Here is a 25,072-nt window from a genome sequence, read left to right on the forward strand (position 1 = left end):
TCGGCGCGCTTATCGGTTGGCGCGATTCATGAAGACGAGGCGCTCGAACAGGTGCATGTCCTGCTCGTTCTTGAGCAAAGCGCCCGCAAGCGGCGGGATGGCCAGCTTGTTGTCGGCGCTGCGAAGCGCTTCCGGGCCGATTTCCTCGGCCATCAGCAGCTTGAGCCAGTCGATCAGCTCCGACGTCGACGGCTTTTTCTTGAGGCCCGGGATCTCGCGCACTTCGAAAAACGTCGCCATCGCAGCGTTGACCAGTTCGCGACGGATGTTCGGGAAATGGACGTCGATGATCGACTGCATCGTCGCCGGTTCCGGGAACTTGATGTAGTGAAAGAAGCAGCGGCGCAGGAAGGCGTCGGGCAGTTCCTTCTCGTTGTTCGACGTGATGATGACGAGCGGACGATGGCGAGCCTTCACCAGTTCTCGCGTCTCGTAGACGTAGAACTCCATGCGATCGAGCTCACGCAACAAGTCGTTCGGGAATTCGATGTCGGCCTTGTCGATCTCGTCGATCAGCAACACGACAGGCTGGTCGGCCTCGAACGCTTGCCAGAGCACGCCCTTCACGATGTAGTTGGCGATATCGCGCACGCGCTCGTCGCCCAACTGCGAATCGCGCAGACGCGAGACGGCGTCGTATTCGTAGAGCCCCTGCTGTGCCTTGGTGGTGGACTTCACGTGCCATTGCAGCAGCGGCATATCGAGGGCGGCAGCCACTTCCTCGGCAAGCATGGTTTTGCCGGTGCCGGGTTCGCCCTTGATGAGCAGCGGTCGTTGCAGCGTGGCCGCCGCGTTCACGGCGAGCTTGAGGTCGTCGGTGGCGACGTATTGGGAAGAGCCTTCAAAGCGCATTGTCAGAGCCGTCCGCAAACAGCCGGCCAACCGGCCGGGCAGGGAAAAAGTTCAGTATAAGACATTGCGCATATGGCTCGCTTGCGCGCTGAAAATGTGCATTGACATCAATGGCTTGCGGAAAAACTTCGGAGAACTGTGCGGGTCAGCACCGAGTTTGCGCCTTGGAGGGTGTGGGTTACAATCGATTGCTTTTTTCACAGGTCGACCGCCTTGGAGCCGGGACGTCGATCTGCGTGTTGCGGGCCGGTATTCCAACCAAAAACGTTCCCAAGAAGACCATGAAAAAGTTCCTCACGATGATGGCGCTGGCGCTTGGCAGCACGTCGTTCATGTCGGTCAGCGCCCTTCATGCGGCCGAACTCAAGCCTGATATGGAGGCGGCAAAGAGCAAGGTAGCCATGTGTATTGGTTGCCACGGCATTGCCGACTATCGCACCGCGTTCCCCGAGGTGTATCACGTCCCCAAGATCGGCGGACAGAACGCCAAGTACATCGAAAACGCCCTGAAGGAGTACGCGAAGGGCGACCGCAAGTTCCAGACGATGCATGGCATCGCAGCCACGTTGACCGAACAGGACATCGTCGACATCGCCGCGTACTACGCGGCGCAGACGGCGTCGACGCCGGTCAATCCCCAGAAGTAAAACGTGCGTGGCTGAGGAGAACACGATGAAGCATTCGATGCATTCGATGGCAAAGGCCGCTGCGGCGGTGTCCCTGACGCTGGGCGCGATGCTCGCCGCAATGAGCGGCAATGCCGTCGCCGCCGGCAATATCGCCAACGGTAAGGCGCTCGTCGACAAGGGCATGTGCGTCAGTTGCCATGGCGCGAACCTGAACGCGCCGATCACCCCGGAATACCCGAAGCTGGCGGGGCAGTACGCCGATTACATTTATAACGCGCTGCGTGCGTATCAGAATGAGACGAGCCTCGTCTATGGCCGCAGCAACGCGATCATGAAGACGCAGGTCATGTCGAATCCGGCGACGCTGGGCAAGGACGGCAAGGTGCGTCCGTTCACGTCGCAAGAACTGAAGGACATCTCGGCTTACATCGAGTCGCTGCCCGGCGATTTAGTGACGAAGAAGTGAGGGTTTTGACGTCTGCATGAAAAACGACGGTTGCCGTGAAGGTAACCGTCGTTTGCTTTCGTGCTGTCGTTCCCGTGGGGGCGAATGCCGCGGTGCGTCGTTTGCGCACTGCCGCAGCCACTAGAGGGGGCTTAGCGTGATGCCTGCTGCTCGATACGCTGAAGGTAGGCGTCCGAGTCGGGCGGCTGACCGCTGCGCTGGGCTTCCCACAGCGTCTGCCCCAGACACTCCATGATGCGGTGCTGTGCTTCGTGCGGCGAGTCAAGGCGATTGGTCAGCTTTTCGTACGCGGCGCGGATGCCGGGCGGCTGATCGATGGAGACCTGCTCGCTGATCGCCAGGTGCATGGACAAATGCAGGAACGGGTTAGTCTGGCCCGCTTCCGGCGAGTAATCGCGAGCGCTGGCGTCTTCGGTATCGGCAAGCGCGTCGTGGTACTCGGGGTGTTCGTTGATCCAGTCGGCGGCAATGGTTTCGAGCGGCGTCAGGATATTGCCGTCACGCTGCTTTTGCCAGGTGGTGCAGAAAAATTGCCGGACTTCGTCGCGGCTCGGATTGAACATGGGGACTCCGTGGGGTTCTTTTGAGGCGTCTTGCGGCGCGCCTTGCCGTGGCTACAATGGCGAATCCGTTCGCACGAGACCGAAAGACGCCTGGCGCGCCGGTGGTGGACCGAACGCGCCGGTAACGCATTTAAAACACGCCGTATTGTCCCTCAAATCGCGTAATCATGTCGCAAAGCCCCCGTACCCCCGCCGCAAGCACTGCACCGGGCGACGCGCCCGCTGCGCCCCACACCCCGCCGTCCGCGTGGGGCGGCATCGCCCTGATCGCCATCTCGGCATCGGCGTTCGGGGCGATGGCGATTTTCGCGCGCGCGGCCACGGCCTCCGGGGCCGACATGTTCGCCATGCTGCTGTTCCGCTTCTTCGTCGCGGCAATGCTATTGCTCCTCTGGTGCCGGATACAGCGGGTCCGCTTTCCATCGCGCCGCCAATCCTTGCATATCGCGCTGATGGGTGGCATCGGTTACGTCGGCCAATCGCTGTGTTTCTTTGGCGCGTTGCAGTATGCACAGGCGTCGCTCGTGGCGCTGCTGCTCTACCTTTATCCGGTGTTCGTTACGCTATTGGCGGCGGTTTTCCTGCATGAACGGCTCACGTCGGTGAAACTCGGCGCGTTGGTCCTCTGCTCGCTGGGGACGGCCCTGACCGTCGGCGGCGGCCAGGGGCAGCCGCTGGGCATGGCGCTGGCGGTCGCCGCCGCATTGATCTATTCGGGATACATCATCGTGGGCGCACGTTTGACGCGGGGTGTCGATGCGCGGGCGACGGCGACGCTCGTTTGTCTCGCGGCAACGGTGTCTTTCGGTCTCTTGGCGGCGGTACGCAGTTCGCAGGGGCTCCCGTTGCGTTGGCCCGCAGAGATCGGTGGATGGGCGGCGCTCACCGCGATTGCCGTCTGCTCTACTGTCATCGCGATTCTGACCTTCTTCGCCGGTTTGCAGCGTCTTGGCGCGGGACGCGCCTCGATGCTCTCGACGCTGGAACCCGTGGTGACGGTGCTGCTCGCGGCCATGCTGCTCGGTGAAACGCTCACGGCGGGACAGTGGGCGGGCGGCGCACTCATTCTGGCGGGCGTGCTCTGGCTGTCCGCGCGCGGGACATCGGCAAACACCTGATCTCGCAGGCATTTTTGGCGTGTCTGCGCCGGTCGAACGGCGACGGTACAATCGCGCATCGCCGGTGAGTCATCCGCTTCGCCTACGATTCATCCGCCGTAGCCGTTTTATCCGCACCCTTTGCCATTCGGTTGGCGCTCGTTTGCCATTCAACACCCGAGGTCATTTGTTATGAGCATCATTGCCAAAGAATCCATTGCCCAGTTGTTTACCGATGCCCGCACGCACAATGTGTGGCTCGACAAGCCAGTCACCGATGAGACGCTGCGCGAACTCTACGATCTGGTGAAGTGGGGCCCGACGTCGGCCAACACGACGCCCGCCCGCATTGTCTTCGTGAAGAGCCCGGAGGCGAAGGCGAAGCTGATCGAGTGCATGGCACCCGGTAACGTGGACAAGACGCGTACGGCACCGGTGACGGCCATCATTGCGTATGACCTGAAGTTCTACGAGCACCTGCCCAAGCTGTTCCCGAACGGTGCGGAGAAGATGGTGCCGATGTTCTCGGGCGACGCCGCCAAGGCTGCAGGCGCAGCGCATATGAACAGCTCGCTGCAAGGCGGCTACTTCATTCTGGCCGCACGCGCACTGGGTCTGGATTGCGGTCCGATGGCCGGTTTCGACGCTCAGAAGGTCAACGATACGTTCTTTGCCGGCACCGAATGGCGCGTGAATTTCATCTGTAATCTGGGTTACGGCGATCAGGACAAGCTATTCCCCCGCAACCCGCGTTTGTCGTTCGACGAAGCAGCGCGCATCATCTGACGCAAGATGGGGGGCGCTTCACGGCGTCACTCGACGCGTAAGGCGTACAAACAAAATGGGCGGTCCCGATATCGGGCCGCCCGTTGTCGTTTGTGCCGCCGCCGTGGCTGATACCGGCGAGTGCTAATGGCGTGTCACGCTTTCGGCGCAGGCGTCTTCGGCCGGAAGTCGCAGAGCGGTTCGATGGCGCAATGCCAGCACTCGGGCTTGCGTGCCTTGCATACGTAGCGGCCGTGCAGGATGAGCCAGTGATGCGCGTCGTGTTTGAATTCGCGAGGTGTCACGCGTTCCAAGGCCAGTTCGACGGCCAGGGGGTCTTTGCCGGGTGCCAGTCCCGTGCGGTTGGCGACGCGAAAAATGTGCGTGTCGACGGCAATCGTGTCCTCACCGAATGCGGTATTCAGTACGACGTTTGCGGTCTTGCGGCCAACGCCCGGCAATGCTTCGAGCGCTTCTCGCGATCGCGGAACTTCCCCGCCGTGCTTGTCGAGCAGCAATTGGCAGGTGGCGATGACGTTCTTGGCCTTGGTGCGATACAGCCCGATCGTCTTGATGAAATCGGATACGCCTGCTTCACCGAGCGCAATCATTTTTGCGGGCGTGTTTGCCACGGCGTAAAGCTTGCGAGTCGCTTTGTTCACCGAGACGTCGGTTGCCTGTGCAGAGAGCAGCACCGCGATCAGCAACTCGAAGGGCGACGTGTATTCCAACTCCGTCGTCGGTGTGGGATTGAGCTGTTGCAGCGTCTCGAACAGGGCACGGCGTTTGGCGTCGTTCATGGCAGGGGCGCGTGTGGCGTGGCGTTTGTCTTGTTATCGGGGAAGCCGGGAAGCTCATCGGTGCCCGGTTAGGCACCCGTTCGAAGCGTCCAGGCTTCGCACTGCTTGCGAATGGGCCCTACATCAATCGTTATCTTTGGCGTTGTCTGTGCCGGTGCCTGGCGCGTCGCCGCTTGCCTCAAGCCCCAGCCGCTTACGGCGAGCTTCCGCTTCGTCGATCTGCGCCTGCACGGCCGCAGACACGTTCTCGGTGTTCTTGGGGCCCAAGCCTTCGGCGGCCAACGCGGCCTTCTTCTGACGAGCACGTTCGAGCGCAGCCTGAATGATGGCTTGCTTGCGTGCCGCCGCCGTTGCTGCTTCGTCGACAGCGGGCATCGCACCTGTGGTTCCATCATTCGAAACCGACAAAGCCTCCGTGCGAGGTGCCACGACCTGCGGCGGGGCGTTATCGGCGGCGGGCGCACTCTGCGGTCCCGGTGCAACGCGCGCAGCGCGTGCCGCGAGACGGGCTTCACGCTGCGCCTTGTCCTTTTCCAGACGCGCTTGGTGGGCCTCAAAGTGGGTGCGAGCCTCATCGGCTTGTGTTTGCGACCACGCGTCCCATCCGGTACGCGCGCCGGTCACGGGCACCATGTCGATGCAGTCGACGGGGCAGGGGGGGACGCAGAGATCGCAGCCCGTGCAGCGGTCTTCGATGACCGTATGCATCAGTTTTGCCGCGCCGACAATGGCGTCGACCGGGCAGGCCTGAATGCACAAGGTGCAGCCGATGCAGAGCGATTCGTCGATCACGGCCCGGGGGCGAGGGCGTTCAACGCCGTTCTCCGGGTTGAGAGCAATGACGGGACGGCCGAGCAGCTTCGCAAGGCGCTCGACACCTTCGGCCCCGCCCGGCGGGCATTGGTTATAGCTGGCTTGCCCGCTCGCAATAGCATCGGCATACGGACGGCAACCTGCGTAACCGCATTTGGTGCATTGCGTCTGGGGCAATAGGGCATCGATGCGCTGGGCGAGCGCGCTGACTTCGGACACGTCTTTTGTGGGGGATTCGGCGGAAACTAGAATTATCCTGCATTTTGCAGAAACACTGAAACCGTTGTGCCATAATTCCGCCCGATGAGAACGACCGGCCGATCATGACAACATCAGAAACCAAGATCAAACGTGACCCGGAACGCACCCGCCAGCGCATTCTTGCCGCTGCGATCGAGGAATTTGCGGAACGTGGTTCCAGTGGTGCTCGCGTGGACAGCATCGCACGCCGAGCCGACATCAATGAGCGAATGCTCTATTACTACTTCGGCAACAAGGATCAGCTTTATCTGGCCGTGCTCGAAGAAGTCTATGGCGAATTCAACCGCGCCGAACACGCGCTGAAGCTGGATCTGCTTGCGCCGCTCGACGCTGTGGCCGAACTCGCCCACTTCGTCTGGAATTACTACGCCGATCACCCGGAGCTGATTCAGCTCATCAATAACGAAAACCTGCACGAAGCCAAGTCGATGCGTCAGTCGACGGAAATTCGCCAGCAGGTCTCGCCGATTGTGGAACTGCTCGCGCAGACGCTCCAGCGCGGTCAGGCCAGTGGCGAAATTCGTCAGGGCGTCGATCCGGTCGATCTGTACGTGACGATCTCGGCGATGGGGTATTACGTGATGTCGAATCGACATACGCTTTCCATCGTGATGGGGCGTGATGTCATGAGCGAAGAGTCGCGCAAAACGTACTCGTCCTTCAATACGCAGATGCTGCTGGATTCACTGCGCACGCGATAAGCGGATAGCCGCAACTAGCGGCATCCGATGTGAAGACCGGAAACAAAAACCGCCGTGAGAGCCGAAGCCCTCACGGCGGTTTTCGTATGTCCGTCAGGATTGCCGAATGACGGTCAGGCGTTTTTCACGATGAAGTCGCGAATCTGCGGATAGATCACGTTACGCCAACGGCTGCCCGAGAAAATCCCGTAGTGCCCGCACTTCGGCGCGGTGAAATGCGCGCGGCGTTTGGCCGGGATGCCGGTGCAAAGCTCGTGCGCAGCTTGCGTTTGCCCGCTACCGGAGATGTCGTCCAGCTCACCTTCGATGGTGAAGAGCGCTGTGGTCTTGATGTCCTGCGGACGCACGCGCTGACCGGCCACATCCCACGTACCGCTCGCGAGGCTGAAGTCCTGGAACACGGTCTTGATGGTGTCGAGATAGTACTCGGCCGCCATATCCAGCACCGCGTTGTACTCGTCGTAAAAACGGCGGTGCGAGTCGGCGTCATCGCTGTCGCCGCGCATCAGATCCAGATAGAAGTCCCAATGCGACTTCAGGTGGCGATCCGGATTCATGGCGACGAAGCCGGCGTGCTGCAGGAAGCCCGGATACACGAGGCGTCCGGCACCGGGATAGTTCGAGGGCACCGCATGAATCACGTGGTTCTCGAACCATTCGTACGACTTGTTCGTGGCAAGCGAGTTGACCGACGTCGGGCTCTTGCGAGCGTCGATCGGGCCACCCATCATCGTCATGGTCTTGGGCGTCTTCTCGCCGTTCGACGCCATCAGCGAGATCGCGCCGAGTACAGGCACCGTCGGCTGGCAGACCGAAATGACGTGCAGGTTTTCAGCGCCGATATGGCGGATGAATTCCTGGATGTACGCAACGTAGTCGTCCAGATGGAACGACCCCGCATCGAGCGGCACCATACGCGCATCGACCCAGTCGGTGATGTACACCTTGTGGTCCTTGAGCAACGTAGAGACGGTGTCACGCAGCAACGTGGCGTGGTGACCCGAGAGCGGGGCGACGACCAGCACGACCGGGTCGTCCTTGAGTTGCCCTACGGCGCTCGCGTCGTCGGCGTATCGCTTGAAACGCAGCAGACGGCAGAACGGCTTCTCCATCGCGGTCATTTCCACGACCGGAATGTTGTGACCGTCGACTTCGACTGCCTTGATGTTGAATTCGGGCTTTTCGTAGTCCTTGCCGAGCCGGTAGAGCAATTCGTATCCGGCGGCGATGCGGGGCGCGCCCGGCATCATGGCAAGCAGGCTGCCCGGGTTGACGAAAGTCGTCGCCGCCGCCTTTGCCCACGTGGTGAGGGGATTCAGCCACGCACGGTTGTACTCATGAATCTGATACAGCATGTTGTGTGCCCTGAGGCGGATGATGGGGGAATTATGCAACCGTTTATCGCGGGTGTGCAACGCAGCATAACCCTGATATATGGCATTTCTGCATCGGATCGATAGTCTTAGCTTATTCCGATCATTGTTATTAACTATCGCTGCTGCGATGCAACAATTTCCGATGCAAAAAAGCCCGCCGGTGGGCGGGCCTTTTTGTTTTCTGTCGTACGGCAGCCGCGATCGTCGACCGCGGCAAAACCGTCAAACGATCAGCGCAGCACTTGCGCGATGGCGGACGCCACGGTGTCGATGTTCTTGTCGTTGAGCGCGGCCACGCAGATACGGCCGGTGCTCACGGCATAGATGCCGAACTCTTCGCGCAGACGCTCGACCTGATCGGCCGTCAGGCCGGAGTACGAGAACATGCCGCGTTGCTTGATCACGAACGAGAAGTCGCGCTCCACACCGTGAGCACGCAGCTTTTCGACCAGCGCCAGACGCATCGCGCGGATACGCTCACGCATTTCGGCCAGCTCTTCTTCCCACAGGGCGCGCAGTTCGGCGTTGCCCAGCACAGCGGCGACGACCGAGCCGCCATGCGTCGGCGGGTTCGAGTAGTTGGTGCGGATCACGCGCTTGAGCTGCGAGAGCACGCGGGTCGATTCGTCCTTGCTGCCCGTCACGATCGACAGGGCACCAACGCGTTCGCCGTACAGCGAGAACGACTTGGAGAACGAGCTCGAGACAAAGAAGTTCAGGCCGGTGGAGGCGAACAGGCGCACCACGGCGGCGTCGGCGTCGATGCCGTCACCGAAGCCCTGATAGGCGATGTCGAGGAACGGCACCAGCTTGCGGGCCTTCACGACTTCCACAACTTGCGCCCACTGATCCATCGTCAGGTCGACGCCGGTCGGGTTGTGGCAGCAGGCGTGCAGCACGACGATCGTGCCTTCCGGCTCCTTGCCGAGCATGTCCAGCATGCCGGCGATGTTCACGCCGTGCGATTCGGCGTCGTAGTACGGGTACGACACGACGTTAAAGCCAGCCGTCGTGAACAGTGCGCGGTGGTTTTCCCAGCTCGGATCGCTGATGGCGACCGTGGCGTTCGGGTTCAATTGCTTCAGGAAATCGGCACCGATCTTCAGTGCACCCGTGCCGCCCAGCGCCTGAGCGGTGATCACGCGGCCTTCGGCCAGCACCGGCGATTCCTTGCCGAAAAGCATTTCCTGGACGGCCTTGTCGTACGCAGCAATGCCTTCGATCGGCAGATAGCCGCGCGGCAGGCCAGCCGCCACGCGTTGTTCTTCCGCTGCCTTCACGGCCTTGAGCAGGGGCAGTTTGCCTTCTGCATTGAAATACACGCCGACACCCAGATTCACCTTATCGGTGCGGTGATCGGCGTTGTAGGCTTCGTTCAGACCAAGAATGGGGTCGCGCGGGGCGAGTTCGACAGCGGAAAAGAGAGTCATTTCGACGGCTCGAGGCAGGTAGTAGGAAAATGCAGCGGGTCGGCCGCAACTTACGCAGGTTCGGCCCAGCGGGCTATTTTAGCGAAGATTACCTGCGCTTGTGGTAAACACAGGCCCGCCGTGCACGAAATCGTGCCTTTTCGGCACGAAAACTGCCACGCATTGCCAGAAATTGACGAAATCGCGGGGTACGCGACTCACGCGTGCCTCCCGCAGGCTGCGACGGCGTTGCTTGCGGTGGTTCGATGGGATGGCTGTTGGGATGGCTGTCACCCATCGGACTCAGGGAATCGTCCGACGCGCTAAAATGCCGGATTACGTCCCTCATGCTCGCGCCCCCGCCATGACCCCTGCGGCTGACACCGATCTCGACGAAAGCAAGTTCCTGACGTTCCCCGACTCGCCTTATCAGCTCTATTGCCCGTTTCCTGCGGCAGGCGATCAGCCCACGGCCATCACCCAGCTGACGGAGGGGATCGACGACGGACTCGCGTTTCAGACGCTGCTGGGTGTGACCGGCTCGGGCAAGACGTTCACCATGGCGAACGTGATTGCCCGCATGGGACGTCCGGCGATCGTGTTCGCACCGAACAAAACGCTGGCAGCGCAGTTGTATTCCGAGTTCCGCGAGTTCTTCCCGCGAAATGCGGTGGAGTACTTCGTCTCGTACTACGACTATTACCAGCCGGAAGCGTACGTGCCGCAGCGCGATCTGTTCATCGAAAAGGATTCGTCGGTCAACGAGCACATCGAGCAGATGCGGCTGTCGGCGACGAAGAGCCTGCTGGAACGTCGTGATGTGGTGATCGTCGCCACGGTGTCCGCCATCTACGGTATCGGGAATCCGAGCGAGTACCACCAGATGATCCTGACGGTGCGTCAGGGTGACAAACTGGGGCAGCGCGAGATCATCGCAAGACTGATCGCGATGCAGTACACGCGCAACGAGACGGATTTCGGGCGCGGTACGTTCCGCGTACGCGGCGACACCATCGACATCTTCCCCGCAGAACACGCCGAGCTGGCGCTGCGCGTGGAGTTGTTCGACGACGAAGTCGACTCTTTACAACTCTTCGACCCGCTCACCGGGCGCGTGCGTCAGAAGGTGCCGCGATTCACGGTGTATCCGTCCTCACATTACGTGACGCCGCGAGATACGGTGCTGCGCGCCATCGAAACGATCAAGGACGAACTGCGTGAGCGTCTCGACTTCTTCTATAAGGATGGCAAGCTGGTCGAAGCGCAACGCCTCGAACAGCGTACCCGCTTCGATCTGGAGATGTTGCAGGAGCTGGGGTTCTGCAAGGGCATCGAAAACTACTCGCGACATCTGTCGGGCGCAGCGCCCGGCGAGCCGCCGCCCACGCTCGTCGACTATTTGCCGCCGGACGCGTTGATGTTCCTCGACGAGTCCCACGTGCTCATCGGCCAGTTCAACGGCATGTATAACGGCGACAGGGCGCGTAAGGAGAATCTGGTCAACTACGGCTTCCGTCTCCCGTCGGCGCTGGATAACCGTCCGCTGAAGTTTGCCGAGTACGAACGCAAGATGCGTCAGGCGATTTTCGTCTCGGCCACACCCGCAGATTACGAAGCCAAGCGTACCGGGCAGATTGTGGAGCAGGTGGTGCGTCCGACCGGGCTGATTGATCCGACGATCGATGTGCGTCCGGCACGTACGCAGGTGGACGACGTGCTCTCGGAAATCAACAAGCGCGTGGCGGTGGGCGAGCGCGTCCTCGTGACGACGCTCACGAAGCGAATGGCCGAGCAGTTGACCGAGTATTTGTCGGACAACGGGGTAAAGGTCCGCTATCTGCACAGCGATATCGATACCGTTGAGCGCGTAGAAATCATCCGTGACTTGCGTCTAGGCGCGTTTGACGTACTCGTCGGTATCAACTTGTTGCGCGAAGGGCTGGATATTCCGGAAGTGTCGCTGGTCGCGATTCTGGATGCGGACAAGGAAGGTTTCCTTCGTGCCGAGCGTTCGCTGATTCAGACGATCGGGCGGGCCGCACGTAACGTGAACGGTACGGCCATCTTGTACGCAGACAAGATGACCGAATCGATGAAGCGAGCGATCAGCGAGACGGAGCGTCGTCGCGCCAAACAGATGGCGCACAACGAAGCGCATGGGATCGTGCCGCAGGGCGTGAAGAAACGCATCAAAGACATCATCGACGGTGTCTACGATCCGGAAGACGCCAAGGCAGAAATGGCGGAGGCCAAAGAGCAGGCGCACTATCAGGATATGTCCGAGAAGCAGTTGGCTCGCGAGATCAAGAAGCTCGAAAAGCAGATGCAGGAACACGCGCGGAACCTGGAGTTCGAGAAGGCGGCCAAGGTGCGGGACCAACTGCTGCACGTCAAGGCGCTGGTGTTCGGTACCGACGGTGCCAGCGAAGCGGAATTGGGCCCGAAGGTGTGAGCGAAGCTCGGAGCAGCAGCTCACGACGCGGGCCCCGAGCTGCTTGTCTGCGCTTTGAGGCTGCTGCAGCTAATTCGGAAGAATAGCCATCAATCCTGATCGAGCGTGTTGGGTTACATTCTGTGGGTTAGTTGACGCCGGAGTGGGGGCGACTCGACCGATTTGACTCTCAAGCTGGGCGATGACGGCACAATATCAGCCGTGAAGTCGGGAGGCCGCTCGACAATCGTCCTTTGGGGGCACCTTAGGGGGAATCACACCTTCGGATCCTGAATCGTCAGTTCCGGGAAAAACGGGTCAAATTGAATTTTGATATCGGTCGCTTGGGTCAAGACCCGGGCTCAGCCCTGCAGTGCAATGCTCCTTATCGAATTCGCCGGTATTCGCCAGCGGTATGGTGAGACAGAGACAAGGAGCTGGCTGGCGGCTTTCGTAAGCTTCATTCGGGAGGGCTCGGGCGGGCGCGGTGTCGGCGCTGCCCACCCTACAAGCAGGCTCGTGTCATCGAGTGAGCGTTACGTTACTGGGCGCTCACGTCTCCGGTTTGCGCAATCTTGGTAAGTGTGTTCTTTTGATACGCGTACCAAGCGATCAAGCAGTCCTTATCCCGACAGTTCTTCTCGCGATAATTCCATTGCTTACGAGTGCGTTCGGTAAAGGCCGCCTGATCTTGAACGGCAAGCTTCGCTTGTTGAAAGATGCTGGCGAGTTCGCGATCCGACGCAGCGAGCTGCGGGTCATGACAGATAAGGTATTCCGGTATTGACTTGGCCTTCGTGCAATCAAAGCTCGCTTGTTGTAATTGTCCTCCCGCGTCGACGGGTGTATCGGGCTGGCCTTGCGTACTTCCGAGGCTCGCGGAGCCAGTATTGTTCGTCGCGATACTTGCTGCGGGACTGTTTTGACGGCTTCCGTACGCAACTAGTTGACCTGCCATTGCATCGTCGATCATGGCGCTCAAGAGCGAACTGGGTGTGACGCGAACGGTTTCTGTCTTGAGCACGTAATCGTTTGACATGACCTGAGACTGAGCGAATTCACACGGCGCTTGGCATGTGATTCTGGTCGCGATGGCAGGATTGTTTTGATCGATAATCAGCAAAACGTAATTGCCTTCGCGTAATCCGACATATCGAACCATCACAAGGGCCTTTGTGGCGCGGCCTTGGCGGATGTCATCTTCGCTCAACGCCGGCTCATAGCCATATGTTCCATTTTGGTTCAGTGCATAGTTGTGACGCGGCTGTGGCGGCGGAGCCGGAGTCGGAGCTGGCGTCGGAGGTAGGATATTCGCCGCAGGGGCTGGCGTCTGAGGCTGCGTTGGTTCTTTTTGCGCTTCCTTTTGGCAGGCCGTCAGCGCGATGGTGGTGACGCACACGCTTGCGAAAGTTTTCCAGTACTTATTCATCGTTTTATATTGTGGTACATCGACTCCGGTGAGTCGATGTCCTTCCCCGTGTGAATGATGATCGCAACTTTAATACATTTCTACCGGATTCAAGAAACTTAAGGATGGATCGAAATACGAATTTTTGTTGTATTTCGATTTAAATTAAATGAAGAAAACCTCCGTCTTGTTCGTCTGCATGGGCAATATTTGCCGCTCCCCGAGCGCCGACGGCATTTTTCGCGATCGACTCGCCAAAGCGGGATTGTCAGATCTCATCGAGGTCGATTCGGCGGGGACGCACAGTTATCACATCGGTCATGCCCCGGATGAGCGTACGCAGGCGGCGGCGAAGCGGCGCGGCTACGATCTAAGCGCACTGCGGGCGCGTCGCGTCGAAGCGAGCGATTTCGAGCGCTTTGAATGGATCGTGGCCATGGACGACGCGAACGTCTCGGCGCTCATGGCGCGCAGTCCCGCAGCGTTTCGTCACAAGATCGTCCGGTTGATGGATTTTGCGACGCGTCATGACGCGACCGAAGTGCCCGATCCCTATTACGGCGGCGCGCAAGGGTTCGAGACCGTGCTCGACTATATTGAAGACGGTCTTGACGGCCTGCTCGTGCGTTTGGGACAGGCTGACTGATCGGTCGCAGGCGCGCGCATCCTCATGGGGAAGTGGGAATTACGGGTGTGCGCCGTGATCTGTGACGCGATGGCTTCGCGAGTCGCCGCAATAGGGCTATCATTCGGCCCTCTCTGACGGGATGAGGCCGGGCGGTGCGATTTGTCGTATGCCAGAAGTGCCGGTGACTCCCGTGCCCCTTCTGTTTCTGTCGCTGTAGCTGACTACGCACTTTCCGACCCATGTTCAATTCGCTCACTTCGTACTGGCGCAAGTGGCGCGCCTCGCGCCATGCTGGCCATCAACTCGACGAACTGCTCGCGCACGCGGATCCCACCGCGCCGCTGGCCGTACGCAACCAATGGTTGATCGAGCTGGCGCATTGGGTGCAAAAGCGCGGCGCGATCGTCAATGAGGTGCGCGAGGAAGGGGAGGCTGCTCGATACCGGCCGCATACGCGCCTGCGCTATTTGCTGCAAATGCTGGCGCGCAATCCGCAGTGGCGACTGTCGGTGGCGCGCACGTTGCGTAGCGTCATCAACGAAAGCGATGCCATTTCGCTGCTCTGCGACACAGGCATGCCGGTGCGGCCCGGCTTTTGGAGTGCGCTGGCCGAGCGCATCGAAAAGGCGCTGATTCCGCCGCCTCCGACGCGGCGGGACCTCTCGGCGTTGTGTTCCCTCATGTTTCCCGACGGCGATGCCGCAGACTGGATCGCCGCCATGCCGGCCGAGTTGCTGGGCGACCTGATTGCGTTGCTTCATCACGGCGAGGCAGAAGACGCCGAAGCGGACTGGAATCCGTTCGCCGAAGATCTGCTGGCCGCCATGCACCACCTTGTCGACCAGATCGCGTCGACGGGACTGTCGCAGGCGGTGCGCTCGCGTCTTACGTATTCCCGTGTCACCGATTCGCCTTTTTATCGGCTTGGCCGTGCCATGCAGGCGCTTGAGGATGCCGGTCAGGAGTTCGCGCACGGTGCGCCGCCGTCGCAATTGTTCGTGCAGCAGATCAACGTATTTCGCGCACTGCTGGACGATTGCGGCCGCGCGGTGCGTGACGTGTATGCGCACCTCGACGAGAACGGCGTCAGCGTCGATATCGTGTTTCAGGTCGAGCGCGCCAAGGCGCGGATTCGTCGTCTCGAACGTTTGCTGGAGGCGTGGCTGACCTATGGAGATCGCGGAGATAAGGCCGCAGCGCGTGTGCGTTTGCTCGCGGACCTGGTGCGAGCCAACCGGGCGAGCCAAAGCGTGGGCGAGCTGGCGCGGACGTCGTTCGGCTTGCTCGCGCGCAAGGTCGTCGAGCGTAGTGCGGAAACCGGCGAGCATTACATCGCACGCAATCGCAGCGAGTATTTCTCGATGCTGAAGATGGCTTGCGGTGGCGGACTGGTGACAGTCGTGACCGTCTACATCAAGTTCATGATTGCCGGCGCCCACTTTCCGACCGTGGTCGAAGGTTTCTTTGCCGGGGCCAACTACGCGTTGTGCTTCCTGTTCATGCACTTTTGCCACTTCACGCTGGCCACCAAGCAACCGGCCATGACGGCACCGGCCATCGCCAGCAAGCTCGATGACGTCGATACGCCGGCGGGGATGGACGCGTTCGCCGGTGAGGTGATTGCGCTGGTGCGTACGCAGGCGGCGGCCATCTTCGGCAATCTAGCGATGGTCTTCCCGTTCTGCCTGTTGGTGCAATGGGCGGTGTCGGCGGCGCTCGGCGCAAACACCATCTCACCGGAAAAAGCGCACGCTACGCTGAATTCGTTCTCGATTCTCGGCGTAACGCCGTTCTTTGCGGCGCTGACCGGTGTGCTGTTGTGGTGTTCCAGCCTGATTTCCGGTTGGGCGGATAACTGGTTCGCCTTGCATGGCATTGGCGATGTCCTTGCGTACAACCGCCGCCTACGTTTCGTTTTTGGACGTCAGGGGGCGGCGCGACTCGCCGACTGGTGCCGACGCCACATTGCGCCGGTGCTGGGCAATCTCATGCTCGGCTTCATGCTGGGGCTCGTGCCGGCTGTGCTGACGGCGTTTGCTTTGCCCTTCGAGGTCCGTCACGTCACCCTGTCGACCGGGGCCATCGCAACCTCGATCGGTGTGTTGGGCGGTTCGGTGCTGCACGACTCGGCGCTGTGGCTGGCGTTTGCCGGTGTGGCGGCCATGGGGCTGCTCAACGTCGGTGTCAGTTTTGCGTTAGCATTCCACATGGCGCTTCGATCGCGTCCACTGCGACTGGGCGACCGTCGGCAAATCCACCGCGCCATCTGGCGCGCCGTGCTGCGCAATCCCTTGGTGCTGCTGTTTCCTCTGGGCTCGCCCCGGCCGGAAGCTCGTCCCGAAAAATAAGAATTTTCACAAGCGGACGAGGGAACTTTCGCAAAAAATGGGCCAGAAGTACTTGACTAAATTCGTAGGGAATTTATACTTGACGAAAATAGTCGAGATTAATCCCCTGCATCATCATGAGACTTACCACGAAAGGCCGTTTCGCCGTCACGGCGATGATCGACCTGGCCATGCGCCAGGACGCGGGTCCCGTGACGCTTGCGGGCATTAGTCAGCGTCAGCGAATTTCGCTCTCTTATCTGGAGCAACTGTTCGGGAAGCTTCGCCGCCACGAAATCGTGGAGAGCGTGCGCGGTCCGGGCGGTGGTTACAGTCTTGCGCGCCGCGCAGAAGAGGTGACGGTCGCTGACATCATCATTGCGGTCGACGAACCGCTCGACGCCACACAGTGCGGCAGCAAGGGCAATTGCGAGAAGGGCCAGGACGGCCATCGCGGCCACTGCATGACGCACGAACTGTGGGCGACGCTCAACCAGAAGATGGTCGAGTATCTCGATTCCGTTTCCCTGCGTGACCTCGTCGAGCAGCAGCGCAGCAAGCAGGCCCAACAGGCCGTGCTGCGCGACACGCGCGAGTCTGGTAACAACAACCAGACGATGACGACGCGTATCCCCAATTCGGTCTTTGATATGGCCCGTTCATAACAGGCGCCACGGCACGATCCTGGAGCACCCCATGAAAAACGACACCCTCAACCTCCCCATCTACATGGATTACAGCGCCACGACGCCGATTGACCCGCGCGTCGTGGACAAGATGTTGCCTTTCCTGCGTGAGCAGTTCGGCAACCCGGCATCGCGCAGCCACTCGTTCGGCTGGGCCGCGGAGCAGGCGGTGGAAGAGGCACGCGAGGAAGTTGCCAAGTTGGTGAACGCCGATCCGCGCGAAATCGTGTGGACGTCGGGCGCGACCGAGTCGAATAACCTCGCCATCAAGGGCGCGGCGCATTTCTATCAAGGCAAGGGCAAACACCTCATCACCGTGAAGACCGAGCACAAGGCCGTGCTCGACACGATGCGTGAGCTGGAGCGCGAAGGCTTCGAAGTGACGTATCTCGACGTCAAGGACGACGGCCTGCTGGATCTGGACGTCTTCAAGGCAGCGCTGCGTCCGGACACGATTCTCGTGTCGATCATGGCCGTGAACAACGAAATCGGCGTGATTCAGGACATCGCCACGCTCGGCGAGATCTGCCGCGAAAAGGGCATCATTTTCCACGTTGACGCTGCACAAGCGACCGGCAAGATGCCGATCGATCTGGCAGCACTCAAGGTTGACCTGATGTCGTTCTCTGCGCACAAGACGTACGGCCCGAAGGGTATCGGTGCGTTGTATGTCCGTCGCAAGCCGCGCGTGCGTATCGAGGCACAGATTCACGGTGGCGGTCATGAGCGCGGTATGCGTTCGGGCACGCTCGCGACGCACCAGATCGTGGGCATGGGCGAGGCGTTCCGTCTGGCGCGTGAAGAGATGGCCACCGAGAACGAGCGCGTGCGTATGCTGCGCGACCGTCTGCTCAAGGGCCTCACGGAGATGGAAGAAGTGTATGTGAACGGCGACATGGAACAACGTGTCCCGCACAACCTGAACATCAGCTTCAATTTTGTCGAAGGCGAGTCGCTGATCATGGCGATCAAGGATGTGGCGGTGTCGTCGGGTTCGGCGTGCACGTCGGCCTCGCTTGAGCCTTCGTACGTACTGCGCGCTCTGGGCCGCAACGACGAACTGGCGCACAGCTCGATTCGCTTCACGGTGGGTCGTTTCACGACCGAGCAGGAAGTCGACTACGTGGTCGAACTGCTCAAGAGCAAGATCGGCAAGCTGCGCGATCTGTCGCCGCTGTGGGAAATGTACAAGGACGGGGTCGATCTCAACTCGATCCAATGGGCCGCACACTGAGTATTCAAGGAGTTAGCCATGTCGTACAGCAAGGAAGTTCTGGATCACTACGAAAACCCGCGTAACGTCGGTTCGTTCGAGAAGGGCGACGACGCCGTTGGTACGGGCATGGTCGGCGCACCGGCCTGCGGCGACGTGATGAAGCTGCAGATTCGCGTGAACGAAGCCGGCGTGATCGAAGACGCCAAGTTCAAGACCTACGGTTGCGGCTCGGCGATTGCTTCGTCGTCGCTGGTGACCGAGTGGGTCAAGGGCAAGACGCTGGATCAGGCGCTCGACATCAAGAACACCGAAATCGCGCAAGAACTGGCCCTGCCGCCGGTGAAGATTCACTGCTCGATTCTGGCCGAAGACGCCATCAAGGCGGCGGTTGCCGACTACAAGCAGAAGCACGGCCAGTCGGCCGATGCGGCTCAGGCTGCGTAAGCAGCGCGACGAATAAGGAATCAGGCAAGATGGCCGTTACATTGACCGAGAAGGCCGCGCAGCACGTTACGCGTTATCTGACGCGGCGCGGCAAGGGCGTGGGCCTGCGGCTGGGCGTGAAGACGACCGGCTGCTCGGGCCTGGCCTACAAGCTGGAGTACGCCGACGACGTGGCGGGTGAAGACACGGTCTTCGAAAGCCACGGCGTGAAGGTGATCGTCGATCCGAAGAGTCTGCCGTACATCGACGGCACTGAGCTGGACTTCGCGCGCGAAGGCCTGAACGAAGGATTCCGCTTCAACAATCCGAACGTCAAGGACGAGTGCGGCTGCGGTGAGTCGTTCCGCGTCTGACGCTGTACCGCTGCGCGAGATCATCGGTTTTCGGCAAGACGACGAAGGCCAGTGGGTCGCGCGACTCGCATGCGGGCATGGGCAACATGTCCGGCATCTCCCTCCGTGGCAGATCCGGACATGGACCCAAAGCCCTGAAGGCCGCGAAGCGATGCTGGGCAGCGAGTTGCCGTGCCGCAAATGCGAGCGCGGCGAGCCAGTCGACGAGTGAAGTGCGGGTCGGTCTGGCAAGCGGGGCGTAGTAGCGTAGGCAACAAGGCGGCGCGAGCCGCTTTTTTTACGGGCCGAATGCGAGCCCGGAGCGCGATGAGTGCATTGACTGACAACTATTTCACGCTGTTCGATCTGCCGCAGGGCTTCGCACTCGATGCGCAAGCGCTGGAGACGGCCTATCGTGCGGTGCAATCACGCGTGCATCCGGACCGGTTTGCGAGTGCGAGCGATGCTGAGCGTCGCGTGGCCATGCAGTGGGCCGCGCAGGCGAATGCCGCGTACCGCACGCTGCGTGACCCGTTGCAGCGTGCGACCTATTTGCTGACGTTGCAGGGGATCGACGTGGGCGCGGAGAACAATACCGCGATGGCCCCCGATTTCCTGATGCAGCAGATGGAGTGGCGCGAAGCGATCGACGACGCGGTCGCTGCCCGCAACATCGGCGCGTTGGACGCGCTCGCCAAGTCTTTGCGCGACGACCGTCGCGTACGCCTGACGAAGCTGGGCGACTGGCTCGACAGCGCGGCCTGGCAGCCTGCGGCGGAAGCCGTACGACAACTGATGTTCATTGCGCGCGCCGAGGAAGATATCGCGCAGCGCATCGAAATGCTGGAAAACGCGTGACGGCCCGGTGCGGCGCCGTCACATGTCATTGAGAACTGCTTGAGAACAGGGTGGACGCGCTCACGCGTCGCCCGTATTGCAAAGTCATGGCCCTTCTGCAAATTTCCGAACCCGGCATGTCCCCCGCGCCGCACCAGCGGCGACTCGCCGTGGGCATCGATCTGGGCACGACGCATTCGCTCGTCGCCTCCGTGCGCAGCGGTGTGGCCGAAGTCCTCCCCGACGATCAGGGCCGCGTGTTACTGCCGTCCGTCGTCCGTTATCTGGGCGGTCACCGCACGCAGATCGGGTACGACGCCAAGACGTCGGCCGCCAGTGATCCGCGCAACACCATTGTCTCCGTCAAGCGCTTCATGGGCCGAGGTCTCGCGGACGTGGCCCACGCAGACAACGCCCCGTACGACTTCGTTGATGCGCCGGGCATGGTGCAGATGAATACCGCAGGTGGCGTGAAGAGCCCGGTGGAAGTCTCCGCCGAGATTCTCGCGACGCTGCGTCAGCGTGCCGAAGATACGCTTGGCGACGATCTCGTCGGTGCCGTGATTACGGTGCCCGCGTACTTTGACGACGCGCAACGGCAAGCGACCAAGGACGCCGCGCGTCTGGCCGGTCTCAATGTCCTGCGTCTGCTCAATGAGCCGACGGCGGCTGCGATTGCGTATGGACTGGACAACGCAGCGGAAGGACTCTACGCGGTCTACGACCTTGGCGGCGGTACGTTCGACATCTCGATCCTTCGTCTGACGAAGGGCGTGTTCGAAGTGCTCGCGGCCGGCGGCGACTCGGCGCTGGGCGGCGACGACTTCGACCTGGCCATTTACCGCTGGGCAGTGCAGAGCGCGGGTATCGAAACGGCGTCGCTGACGCCCGAAGACGTACGCAGTTTGCTGGATCACGCACGTACCGTGAAGGAAGCGCTGACCGATACCGAGCAAGCGACCCTCAGCGTGACGTTGTCCGGGGACCGCAACCTGTCGTTGGAACTCACGCGTGAACAGTTCACGGCGCTGGGCGCACCGCTTGTGCAACGCACGATCGGCCCGATGCGCAAGGCGCTGCGTGACGCGGGGATGGGACCGGAAGACGTCAAGGGCGTTGTACTTGTGGGCGGTGCGACGCGCATGCCGCAAGTGCGGGCGGCTGTGGAGAGCTTCTTCGGTCGCGAACCGCTGGTTGACCTCGATCCGGATCAGGTCGTGGCGCTGGGCGCCGCCGTGCAGGCCAATCTGCTGGCCGGCAACCAGGCTGAAGGCGACGACTGGCTGCTGCTCGACGTGATTCCGCTCTCACTCGGTGTCGAGACGATGGGCGGTCTGGTCGAGAAGATCATTCCGCGTAACGCCACGATCCCGGTGGCGCGCGCACAAGAGTTCACGACGTTCAAGGACGGTCAGACCGCCATGGCCATTCACGTGCTGCAAGGCGAGCGTGAGCTTGTGTCGGACTGTCGTTCGCTGGCGCGCTTCGAGCTGCGCGGCATTCCGCCGATGACGGCCGGCGCGGCGCGCATTCGGGTGACGTATCAGGTCGACGCCGACGGGCTGCTGTCTGTCTTCGCGCAGGAAATGCACTCCGGCGTGGCAGCGTCCATCGAGGTCAAGCCGTCCTATGGCCTCGCCGACGAGGACATCTCGCGCATGCTGCAGGACAGCTTCGGCTCGGCCGAGCAGGACATGCGCGCCCGCGCGCTGCGTGAGCAACAGGTGGAAGCCGAGCGTCTGCTCGTCGCCATCGACAGCGCGCTGCAAGCCGATCCTGAACTGCTCAATGCCGAGGAGCGTGTGCAGATCGACGCGCTGCTGGCCGATCTGCGTCAGAAGGCCAGTGGTGACGATCAAGTCGCCATCAAGACGGCCACCGAAACGCTTTCGCACGCCACCGACGAGTTCGCCGCACGCCGCATGGACAAGAGTATCCGTGCCGCGCTGGCTGGCCGACGCGTTGCGGATATCGACAAACTGTAAGACACACACGGAATTCAAAGCCATGCCGCAAATCGTTGTATTGCCTCACGTCGAGTTGTGCCCGGAGGGCGCTGTGCTGGAGGTTGCCCCGGGCACGTCCGTGTGCCGTGCGCTGCTCGATAACCACATCGAGATCGAGCATGCCTGCGAGCTGTCGTGCGCCTGTACGACGTGCCACGTGATCGTGCGTGAAGGTTTCGAGTCGCTGGAAGCCGCAGAAGACGAAGAGGAAGATCTGCTCGACAAGGCCTGGGGACTGGAGCCGACGTCGCGCCTGTCGTGCCAGACGCTGATGCCCGACGACACCGATCTGGTGGTCGAAATTCCGAAGTACACGATCAACCACGCCAAGGAAAATCACTGATCGACGCCATCTGGCCTCGCGCAGTGACGAGATAACAAAGGAGCCTTCCCATGAAATGGACCGACAGCCTGGAAATCGCGATTGCGCTGACCGAAGCGCATCCCGATGTCGACCCGCAATATGTGCGGTTCACCGACCTGCACAAGTGGGTGGTCGCGCTCGATGGTTTCGACGATGCGCCGGACCGCTCCGGCGAAAAGATCCTGGAAGCCATTCAACTGGCATGGATCGACGAAGCCGACTGAGTCGGAGTGTCGTGAGAGACGAAAGGATGCGCTGCAAGTCATCGCATCCCAAAACAAAAGCCGCTCAGGAGAGCGGCTTTTGTGTTTCTGCGAGACGCATTCACGCGCGGGCGGCGGCATGGCGACTTGCCGCCGAGAAGTCTCAGCTTGCGCGTACGAGTCCGTTGTTTTCCAAACGCACGCGGTCACCCGGCTGTACGCCCGGTGCGGACTGATAGGTCCAGTAACGCGTCTTGCCGGTATCCATGCGGACGTAGACGCGATACACGGTGTCCGAGCGCACGCGCTTTTCGACTTCGTTACCGGCCAGACCGCCGCCGAGCGCGCCGACCACCGTCATTGCCGTACGGCCGTTACCTGCGCCGAACTGATTGCCGAGCAGACCGCCGGCCACGGCCCCGCCTACAGCACCAAGCCCCGAAGCGTGGCCTTCCGTACGGATCGGCTGCACCGATTGCACCGTACCGCACGTAGAGCACGCGGCGGCTTGTTGCTGTGTCGGTTGTGCCGGTGCCGCCGTTTGTTGCGCATACGTCGGTTGCGGAGCTGGGGCGCGCTCAGCGGCCTGTTGCTGAGCCGCGTATTGGGCCTGTTGCTGGGCTTGCTGCTGCGCTTGCTGTTGCGTGGCCGTCGTCGACGGTTGCGATTGCGATTGTGCCGAGAGCGACGGCGATTGCGGCGACGTCAATGCGTACTGCGAACTGTTGCCTGACGACGCAGGGCCGTCCGTACTCTTGGCCACCGGCAGCACGCCGGTGATGGCGGCAACCCCCAGCAGACTGACTACGACGATACTGCCGGCAGCGGCAGCGACCAAAGGATGCATGCGGCGCGGTTGCAGATCGTTATCCATGTTGTTTTCTCCATCGTGCGGTAAGAGCGAATCCCCTTCTGCGTGCTGGCGTGCACGGGCGATTTCGCATGAGAAAAGTTTCCGTCACGGCAAGCGCGGCATCCGTTTCATTTTGTAACGCGATGTAAGATGTGCATCACTGCGAAGCGTATTGATAGACCCTTGGTGTTGTCCTAAGTTTATGAAAAATATGGATATTTTCTGCGTTTGACGGTGCATGTCCCACAAGTCTGGCGGGGCGGACTTAACAAAAGAAACAAGTCGTGGGGGAAGCGATAGGTGAATCGACAGACGGTGACGTCAACTGGGGCACTCCGGCAACGAAGCATCGCTTCGGGGGCTACCACGTTGTCACGCGGGGTCGTCATCGCAGCCGTCGTCGTGATGCTGGTGCAATGGCTTGCGCTGGGTGCATGGGCCGTCAGTTGGTTGACGAGCGACGGCGGTGGCGAGCACAGCATGCCGCCGCTCGGACACGATCTGCGTGTCTATTGGACGGTGTCCTGGCTGACGACGCATCTCGGCGCGATGTCGGCATTTCATCCGGAAACGCTCGACGCCGCACAACTCCAGTTCTTTCCTGCGTACACCGAACTCGGGCATTGGCTCTATCCACCGACATTCCAATGGCTGATCCAGCCGCTCTCATGGTTGCCTTATTCGTGGACCTACGCGATATACGTCACCGTGAGTGTCGTGTTGTTTGCGTTGGCGGTGATGCAATGGCGACGATGGGCCGGTTGGCCGTGGCTCGTAGTGATGGCTTTCCCCGGTCTTTGGGTGGCCGTGCTGGTCGGTCAGAACTCCATCATGACGTTGTTGCTGATGACCGTCGCCCTGAGTCAGTCGGGTGCGCGCCCGTTGTTAGCGGGCGTATGTGCTGGCTTGCTCGTCATAAAGCCGCAATTCGCGGTGCTGTTGCCGTTGTGGTGGCTATGCGGCAAGCAATGGCGAGCGTTAGGCGCGATGGTGCTGACCGGGGGCGTTTGTTGCGTCCTGACGCTGCTGTGGGGCGGATGGGCATTGTGGGAGGCGTTCTTTGCGGCGGTGGCGACGTTCAACGCAGAAGTCGTTCAGCAGGGCGCGGGGGACATCTGGCATGCGATGCCCACGGTGTTCGCGATGGCGCGATTGCAGGGCGCGACGCTGCCTGCGGCGTACGTGTTGTACGGACTCGTGGCGGTACCATCCGTGCTGTTCACGGCATGGTTGTGGGTGAGGCAGGCTCCGTTGCCGCTGCGCGTGGCGGCCGCGGTGATTGCCACGTTACTCGTCCAGCCGTATTTGCTGTATTACGAGCTGGCGTGGTTGATTGTGCCGTTGCTATGCCTCGCCACGTCGATCGACCCGGCGCCATCGGGGTCACGTCATCCGGCCGCTTCGCGCAGACCATGGGGATGGCTGGAAAACTTGTTGCTGATCGTTGCATGGGCGCTGCCCTTGCAAGCGTACCTCGCTGTGCTGTGGACGCCGATGGGGCAGTGGGGCGTGTGGATACTTCCGGCATTAATGCTGCTGATCGTGGTGCGTGCGTGTCGATGGACGCATCCGCGTCTGACGTGACGCGCGCATAATGGCACGCAT

The 25,072-nt window shown here is 61.1% G+C and carries 26 protein-coding genes; 18 read left to right on the forward strand and 8 right to left on the reverse strand.

Annotated elements, in window-relative coordinates:
* Positions 1–9: 9 nt before the first annotated feature.
* Positions 10–852 carry an AAA family ATPase gene (locus tag PAQ31011_RS15680; protein WP_046291474.1) on the reverse strand — a complete coding sequence of 281 codons (843 nt, stop codon included), beginning with the start codon at positions 850–852 and terminating at the stop codon, positions 10–12.
* Positions 853–1,184: 332 nt separating this feature from the next.
* Here PAQ31011_RS15680 and PAQ31011_RS15685 point away from each other — a divergent pair, with 332 nt between their 5' ends.
* Both PAQ31011_RS15685 and PAQ31011_RS15690 read left to right on the forward strand, forming a co-directional pair.
* The gene (locus PAQ31011_RS15685) at positions 1,185–1,499 is read left to right on the forward strand and encodes a c-type cytochrome (RefSeq protein ID WP_370855785.1); all 315 of its coding nucleotides are present in this window, start codon (positions 1,185–1,187) and stop codon (positions 1,497–1,499) included.
* A 46-nt stretch (positions 1,500–1,545) separates the two neighbouring features.
* The gene (locus PAQ31011_RS15690; RefSeq protein WP_150576948.1) at positions 1,546–1,947 is read left to right on the forward strand and encodes a c-type cytochrome; all 402 of its coding nucleotides are present in this window, start codon (positions 1,546–1,548) and stop codon (positions 1,945–1,947) included.
* A gap of 131 nt (positions 1,948–2,078) precedes the next feature.
* On the opposite strand, the gene PAQ31011_RS15695 is transcribed toward PAQ31011_RS15690, so the two are convergent.
* Positions 2,079–2,510 carry a DUF1841 family protein gene (locus PAQ31011_RS15695; RefSeq protein ID WP_039399351.1) on the reverse strand — a complete coding sequence of 144 codons (432 nt, stop codon included), beginning with the start codon at positions 2,508–2,510 and terminating at the stop codon, positions 2,079–2,081.
* A 167-nt stretch (positions 2,511–2,677) separates the two neighbouring features.
* Here PAQ31011_RS15695 and PAQ31011_RS15700 point away from each other — a divergent pair, with 167 nt between their 5' ends.
* The gene (locus tag PAQ31011_RS15700) at positions 2,678–3,628 is read left to right on the forward strand and encodes a DMT family transporter (protein WP_150576708.1); all 951 of its coding nucleotides are present in this window, start codon (positions 2,678–2,680) and stop codon (positions 3,626–3,628) included.
* A 171-nt stretch (positions 3,629–3,799) separates the two neighbouring features.
* The gene (locus PAQ31011_RS15705) at positions 3,800–4,393 is read left to right on the forward strand and encodes a malonic semialdehyde reductase (RefSeq protein ID WP_150576709.1); all 594 of its coding nucleotides are present in this window, start codon (positions 3,800–3,802) and stop codon (positions 4,391–4,393) included.
* Positions 4,394–4,527: 134 nt separating this feature from the next.
* Here PAQ31011_RS15705 and nth read toward each other — a convergent pair whose 3' ends face one another.
* Together nth and rsxB are read right to left on the reverse strand one after the other, a co-directional pair.
* Positions 4,528–5,172 carry an endonuclease III gene (nth, locus tag PAQ31011_RS15710; protein ID WP_150576710.1) on the reverse strand — a complete coding sequence of 215 codons (645 nt, stop codon included), beginning with the start codon at positions 5,170–5,172 and terminating at the stop codon, positions 4,528–4,530.
* A gap of 123 nt (positions 5,173–5,295) precedes the next feature.
* Entirely contained in the window at positions 5,296–6,204 is a 909-nt protein-coding gene (rsxB, locus tag PAQ31011_RS15715; protein WP_150576711.1) for an electron transport complex subunit RsxB, read from the reverse strand.
* Positions 6,205–6,308: 104 nt separating this feature from the next.
* Here rsxB and PAQ31011_RS15720 point away from each other — a divergent pair, with 104 nt between their 5' ends.
* Complete coding sequence (locus PAQ31011_RS15720; RefSeq protein ID WP_150576712.1) at positions 6,309–6,947, forward strand: TetR/AcrR family transcriptional regulator; 639 nt, start codon at positions 6,309–6,311, stop codon at positions 6,945–6,947.
* Positions 6,948–7,060: 113 nt separating this feature from the next.
* On the opposite strand, the gene PAQ31011_RS15725 is transcribed toward PAQ31011_RS15720, so the two are convergent.
* Both PAQ31011_RS15725 and PAQ31011_RS15730 read right to left on the reverse strand, forming a co-directional pair.
* Positions 7,061–8,302, reverse strand: coding sequence for a polyhydroxyalkanoate depolymerase (locus tag PAQ31011_RS15725; RefSeq protein WP_150576713.1), 1,242 nt, complete (start codon positions 8,300–8,302; stop codon positions 7,061–7,063).
* A gap of 251 nt (positions 8,303–8,553) precedes the next feature.
* Positions 8,554–9,753, reverse strand: a complete 1,200-nt coding sequence (locus tag PAQ31011_RS15730; RefSeq protein ID WP_046291481.1) for an amino acid aminotransferase — start codon at positions 9,751–9,753, stop codon at positions 8,554–8,556.
* Between the two features lie 343 nt (positions 9,754–10,096).
* Between PAQ31011_RS15730 and uvrB the strand changes: the two genes are divergently transcribed.
* Positions 10,097–12,184: an excinuclease ABC subunit UvrB gene (gene uvrB / locus PAQ31011_RS15735; protein ID WP_150576714.1), complete on the forward strand. Its 2,088-nt coding sequence runs from the start codon at positions 10,097–10,099 to the stop codon at positions 12,182–12,184.
* Between the two features lie 520 nt (positions 12,185–12,704).
* On the opposite strand, the gene PAQ31011_RS15740 is transcribed toward uvrB, so the two are convergent.
* Positions 12,705–13,409, reverse strand: a complete 705-nt coding sequence (locus PAQ31011_RS15740; RefSeq protein WP_150576949.1) for a lysozyme inhibitor LprI family protein — start codon at positions 13,407–13,409, stop codon at positions 12,705–12,707.
* A gap of 331 nt (positions 13,410–13,740) precedes the next feature.
* Between PAQ31011_RS15740 and PAQ31011_RS15745 the strand changes: the two genes are divergently transcribed.
* The 11 genes from PAQ31011_RS15745 to iscX all read left to right on the forward strand — a co-directional run bounded on the left by PAQ31011_RS15745 (position 13,741) and on the right by iscX (position 22,635).
* The gene (locus PAQ31011_RS15745; protein WP_174990148.1) at positions 13,741–14,217 is read left to right on the forward strand and encodes a low molecular weight protein-tyrosine-phosphatase; all 477 of its coding nucleotides are present in this window, start codon (positions 13,741–13,743) and stop codon (positions 14,215–14,217) included.
* A gap of 221 nt (positions 14,218–14,438) precedes the next feature.
* Positions 14,439–16,547: a site-specific recombinase gene (locus tag PAQ31011_RS15750; RefSeq protein WP_150576715.1), complete on the forward strand. Its 2,109-nt coding sequence runs from the start codon at positions 14,439–14,441 to the stop codon at positions 16,545–16,547.
* A gap of 116 nt (positions 16,548–16,663) precedes the next feature.
* Positions 16,664–17,191: a Fe-S cluster assembly transcriptional regulator IscR gene (gene iscR, locus PAQ31011_RS15755; protein WP_039399331.1), complete on the forward strand. Its 528-nt coding sequence runs from the start codon at positions 16,664–16,666 to the stop codon at positions 17,189–17,191.
* A 31-nt stretch (positions 17,192–17,222) separates the two neighbouring features.
* Positions 17,223–18,446: an IscS subfamily cysteine desulfurase gene (locus PAQ31011_RS15760; RefSeq protein WP_150576716.1), complete on the forward strand. Its 1,224-nt coding sequence runs from the start codon at positions 17,223–17,225 to the stop codon at positions 18,444–18,446.
* Between the two features lie 18 nt (positions 18,447–18,464).
* Complete coding sequence (gene iscU / locus PAQ31011_RS15765) at positions 18,465–18,872, forward strand: Fe-S cluster assembly scaffold IscU (RefSeq protein ID WP_150576717.1); 408 nt, start codon at positions 18,465–18,467, stop codon at positions 18,870–18,872.
* Positions 18,873–18,901: 29 nt separating this feature from the next.
* Entirely contained in the window at positions 18,902–19,225 is a 324-nt protein-coding gene (gene iscA / locus PAQ31011_RS15770; protein WP_039399326.1) for an iron-sulfur cluster assembly protein IscA, read from the forward strand.
* The gene (locus PAQ31011_RS15775; protein ID WP_174990149.1) at positions 19,206–19,436 is read left to right on the forward strand and encodes a DUF3565 domain-containing protein; all 231 of its coding nucleotides are present in this window, start codon (positions 19,206–19,208) and stop codon (positions 19,434–19,436) included. Before iscA ends, PAQ31011_RS15775 begins: the two co-directional genes overlap by 20 nt.
* Positions 19,437–19,531: 95 nt before the next feature.
* Positions 19,532–20,062 (forward strand): Fe-S protein assembly co-chaperone HscB, encoded by a 531-nt coding sequence (hscB, locus tag PAQ31011_RS15780; RefSeq protein ID WP_150576718.1) that lies wholly within the window; start codon positions 19,532–19,534, stop codon positions 20,060–20,062.
* Between the two features lie 86 nt (positions 20,063–20,148).
* The gene (gene hscA / locus PAQ31011_RS15785) at positions 20,149–22,026 is read left to right on the forward strand and encodes a Fe-S protein assembly chaperone HscA (protein WP_150576719.1); all 1,878 of its coding nucleotides are present in this window, start codon (positions 20,149–20,151) and stop codon (positions 22,024–22,026) included.
* A gap of 22 nt (positions 22,027–22,048) precedes the next feature.
* Entirely contained in the window at positions 22,049–22,390 is a 342-nt protein-coding gene (fdx, locus tag PAQ31011_RS15790; RefSeq protein WP_039399319.1) for an ISC system 2Fe-2S type ferredoxin, read from the forward strand.
* Between the two features lie 50 nt (positions 22,391–22,440).
* Complete coding sequence (iscX, locus tag PAQ31011_RS15795) at positions 22,441–22,635, forward strand: Fe-S cluster assembly protein IscX (RefSeq protein WP_039399317.1); 195 nt, start codon at positions 22,441–22,443, stop codon at positions 22,633–22,635.
* Positions 22,636–22,777: 142 nt separating this feature from the next.
* Here iscX and PAQ31011_RS15800 read toward each other — a convergent pair whose 3' ends face one another.
* On the reverse strand, positions 22,778–23,488 hold the full coding sequence (locus PAQ31011_RS15800; RefSeq protein ID WP_150576720.1) for a glycine zipper 2TM domain-containing protein: 711 nt from the start codon (positions 23,486–23,488) through the stop codon (positions 22,778–22,780).
* A 348-nt stretch (positions 23,489–23,836) separates the two neighbouring features.
* On the opposite strand from PAQ31011_RS15800, the gene PAQ31011_RS15805 reads away from it, so the two are divergent.
* Positions 23,837–25,051: a glycosyltransferase family 87 protein gene (locus tag PAQ31011_RS15805; protein WP_150576721.1), complete on the forward strand. Its 1,215-nt coding sequence runs from the start codon at positions 23,837–23,839 to the stop codon at positions 25,049–25,051.
* Positions 25,052–25,072 lie beyond the last annotated feature (21 nt).

The organism is Pandoraea aquatica, from assembly GCF_902459565.1.
GTDB classification, from domain to species: Bacteria; Pseudomonadota; Gammaproteobacteria; order Burkholderiales; family Burkholderiaceae; genus Pandoraea; species Pandoraea aquatica.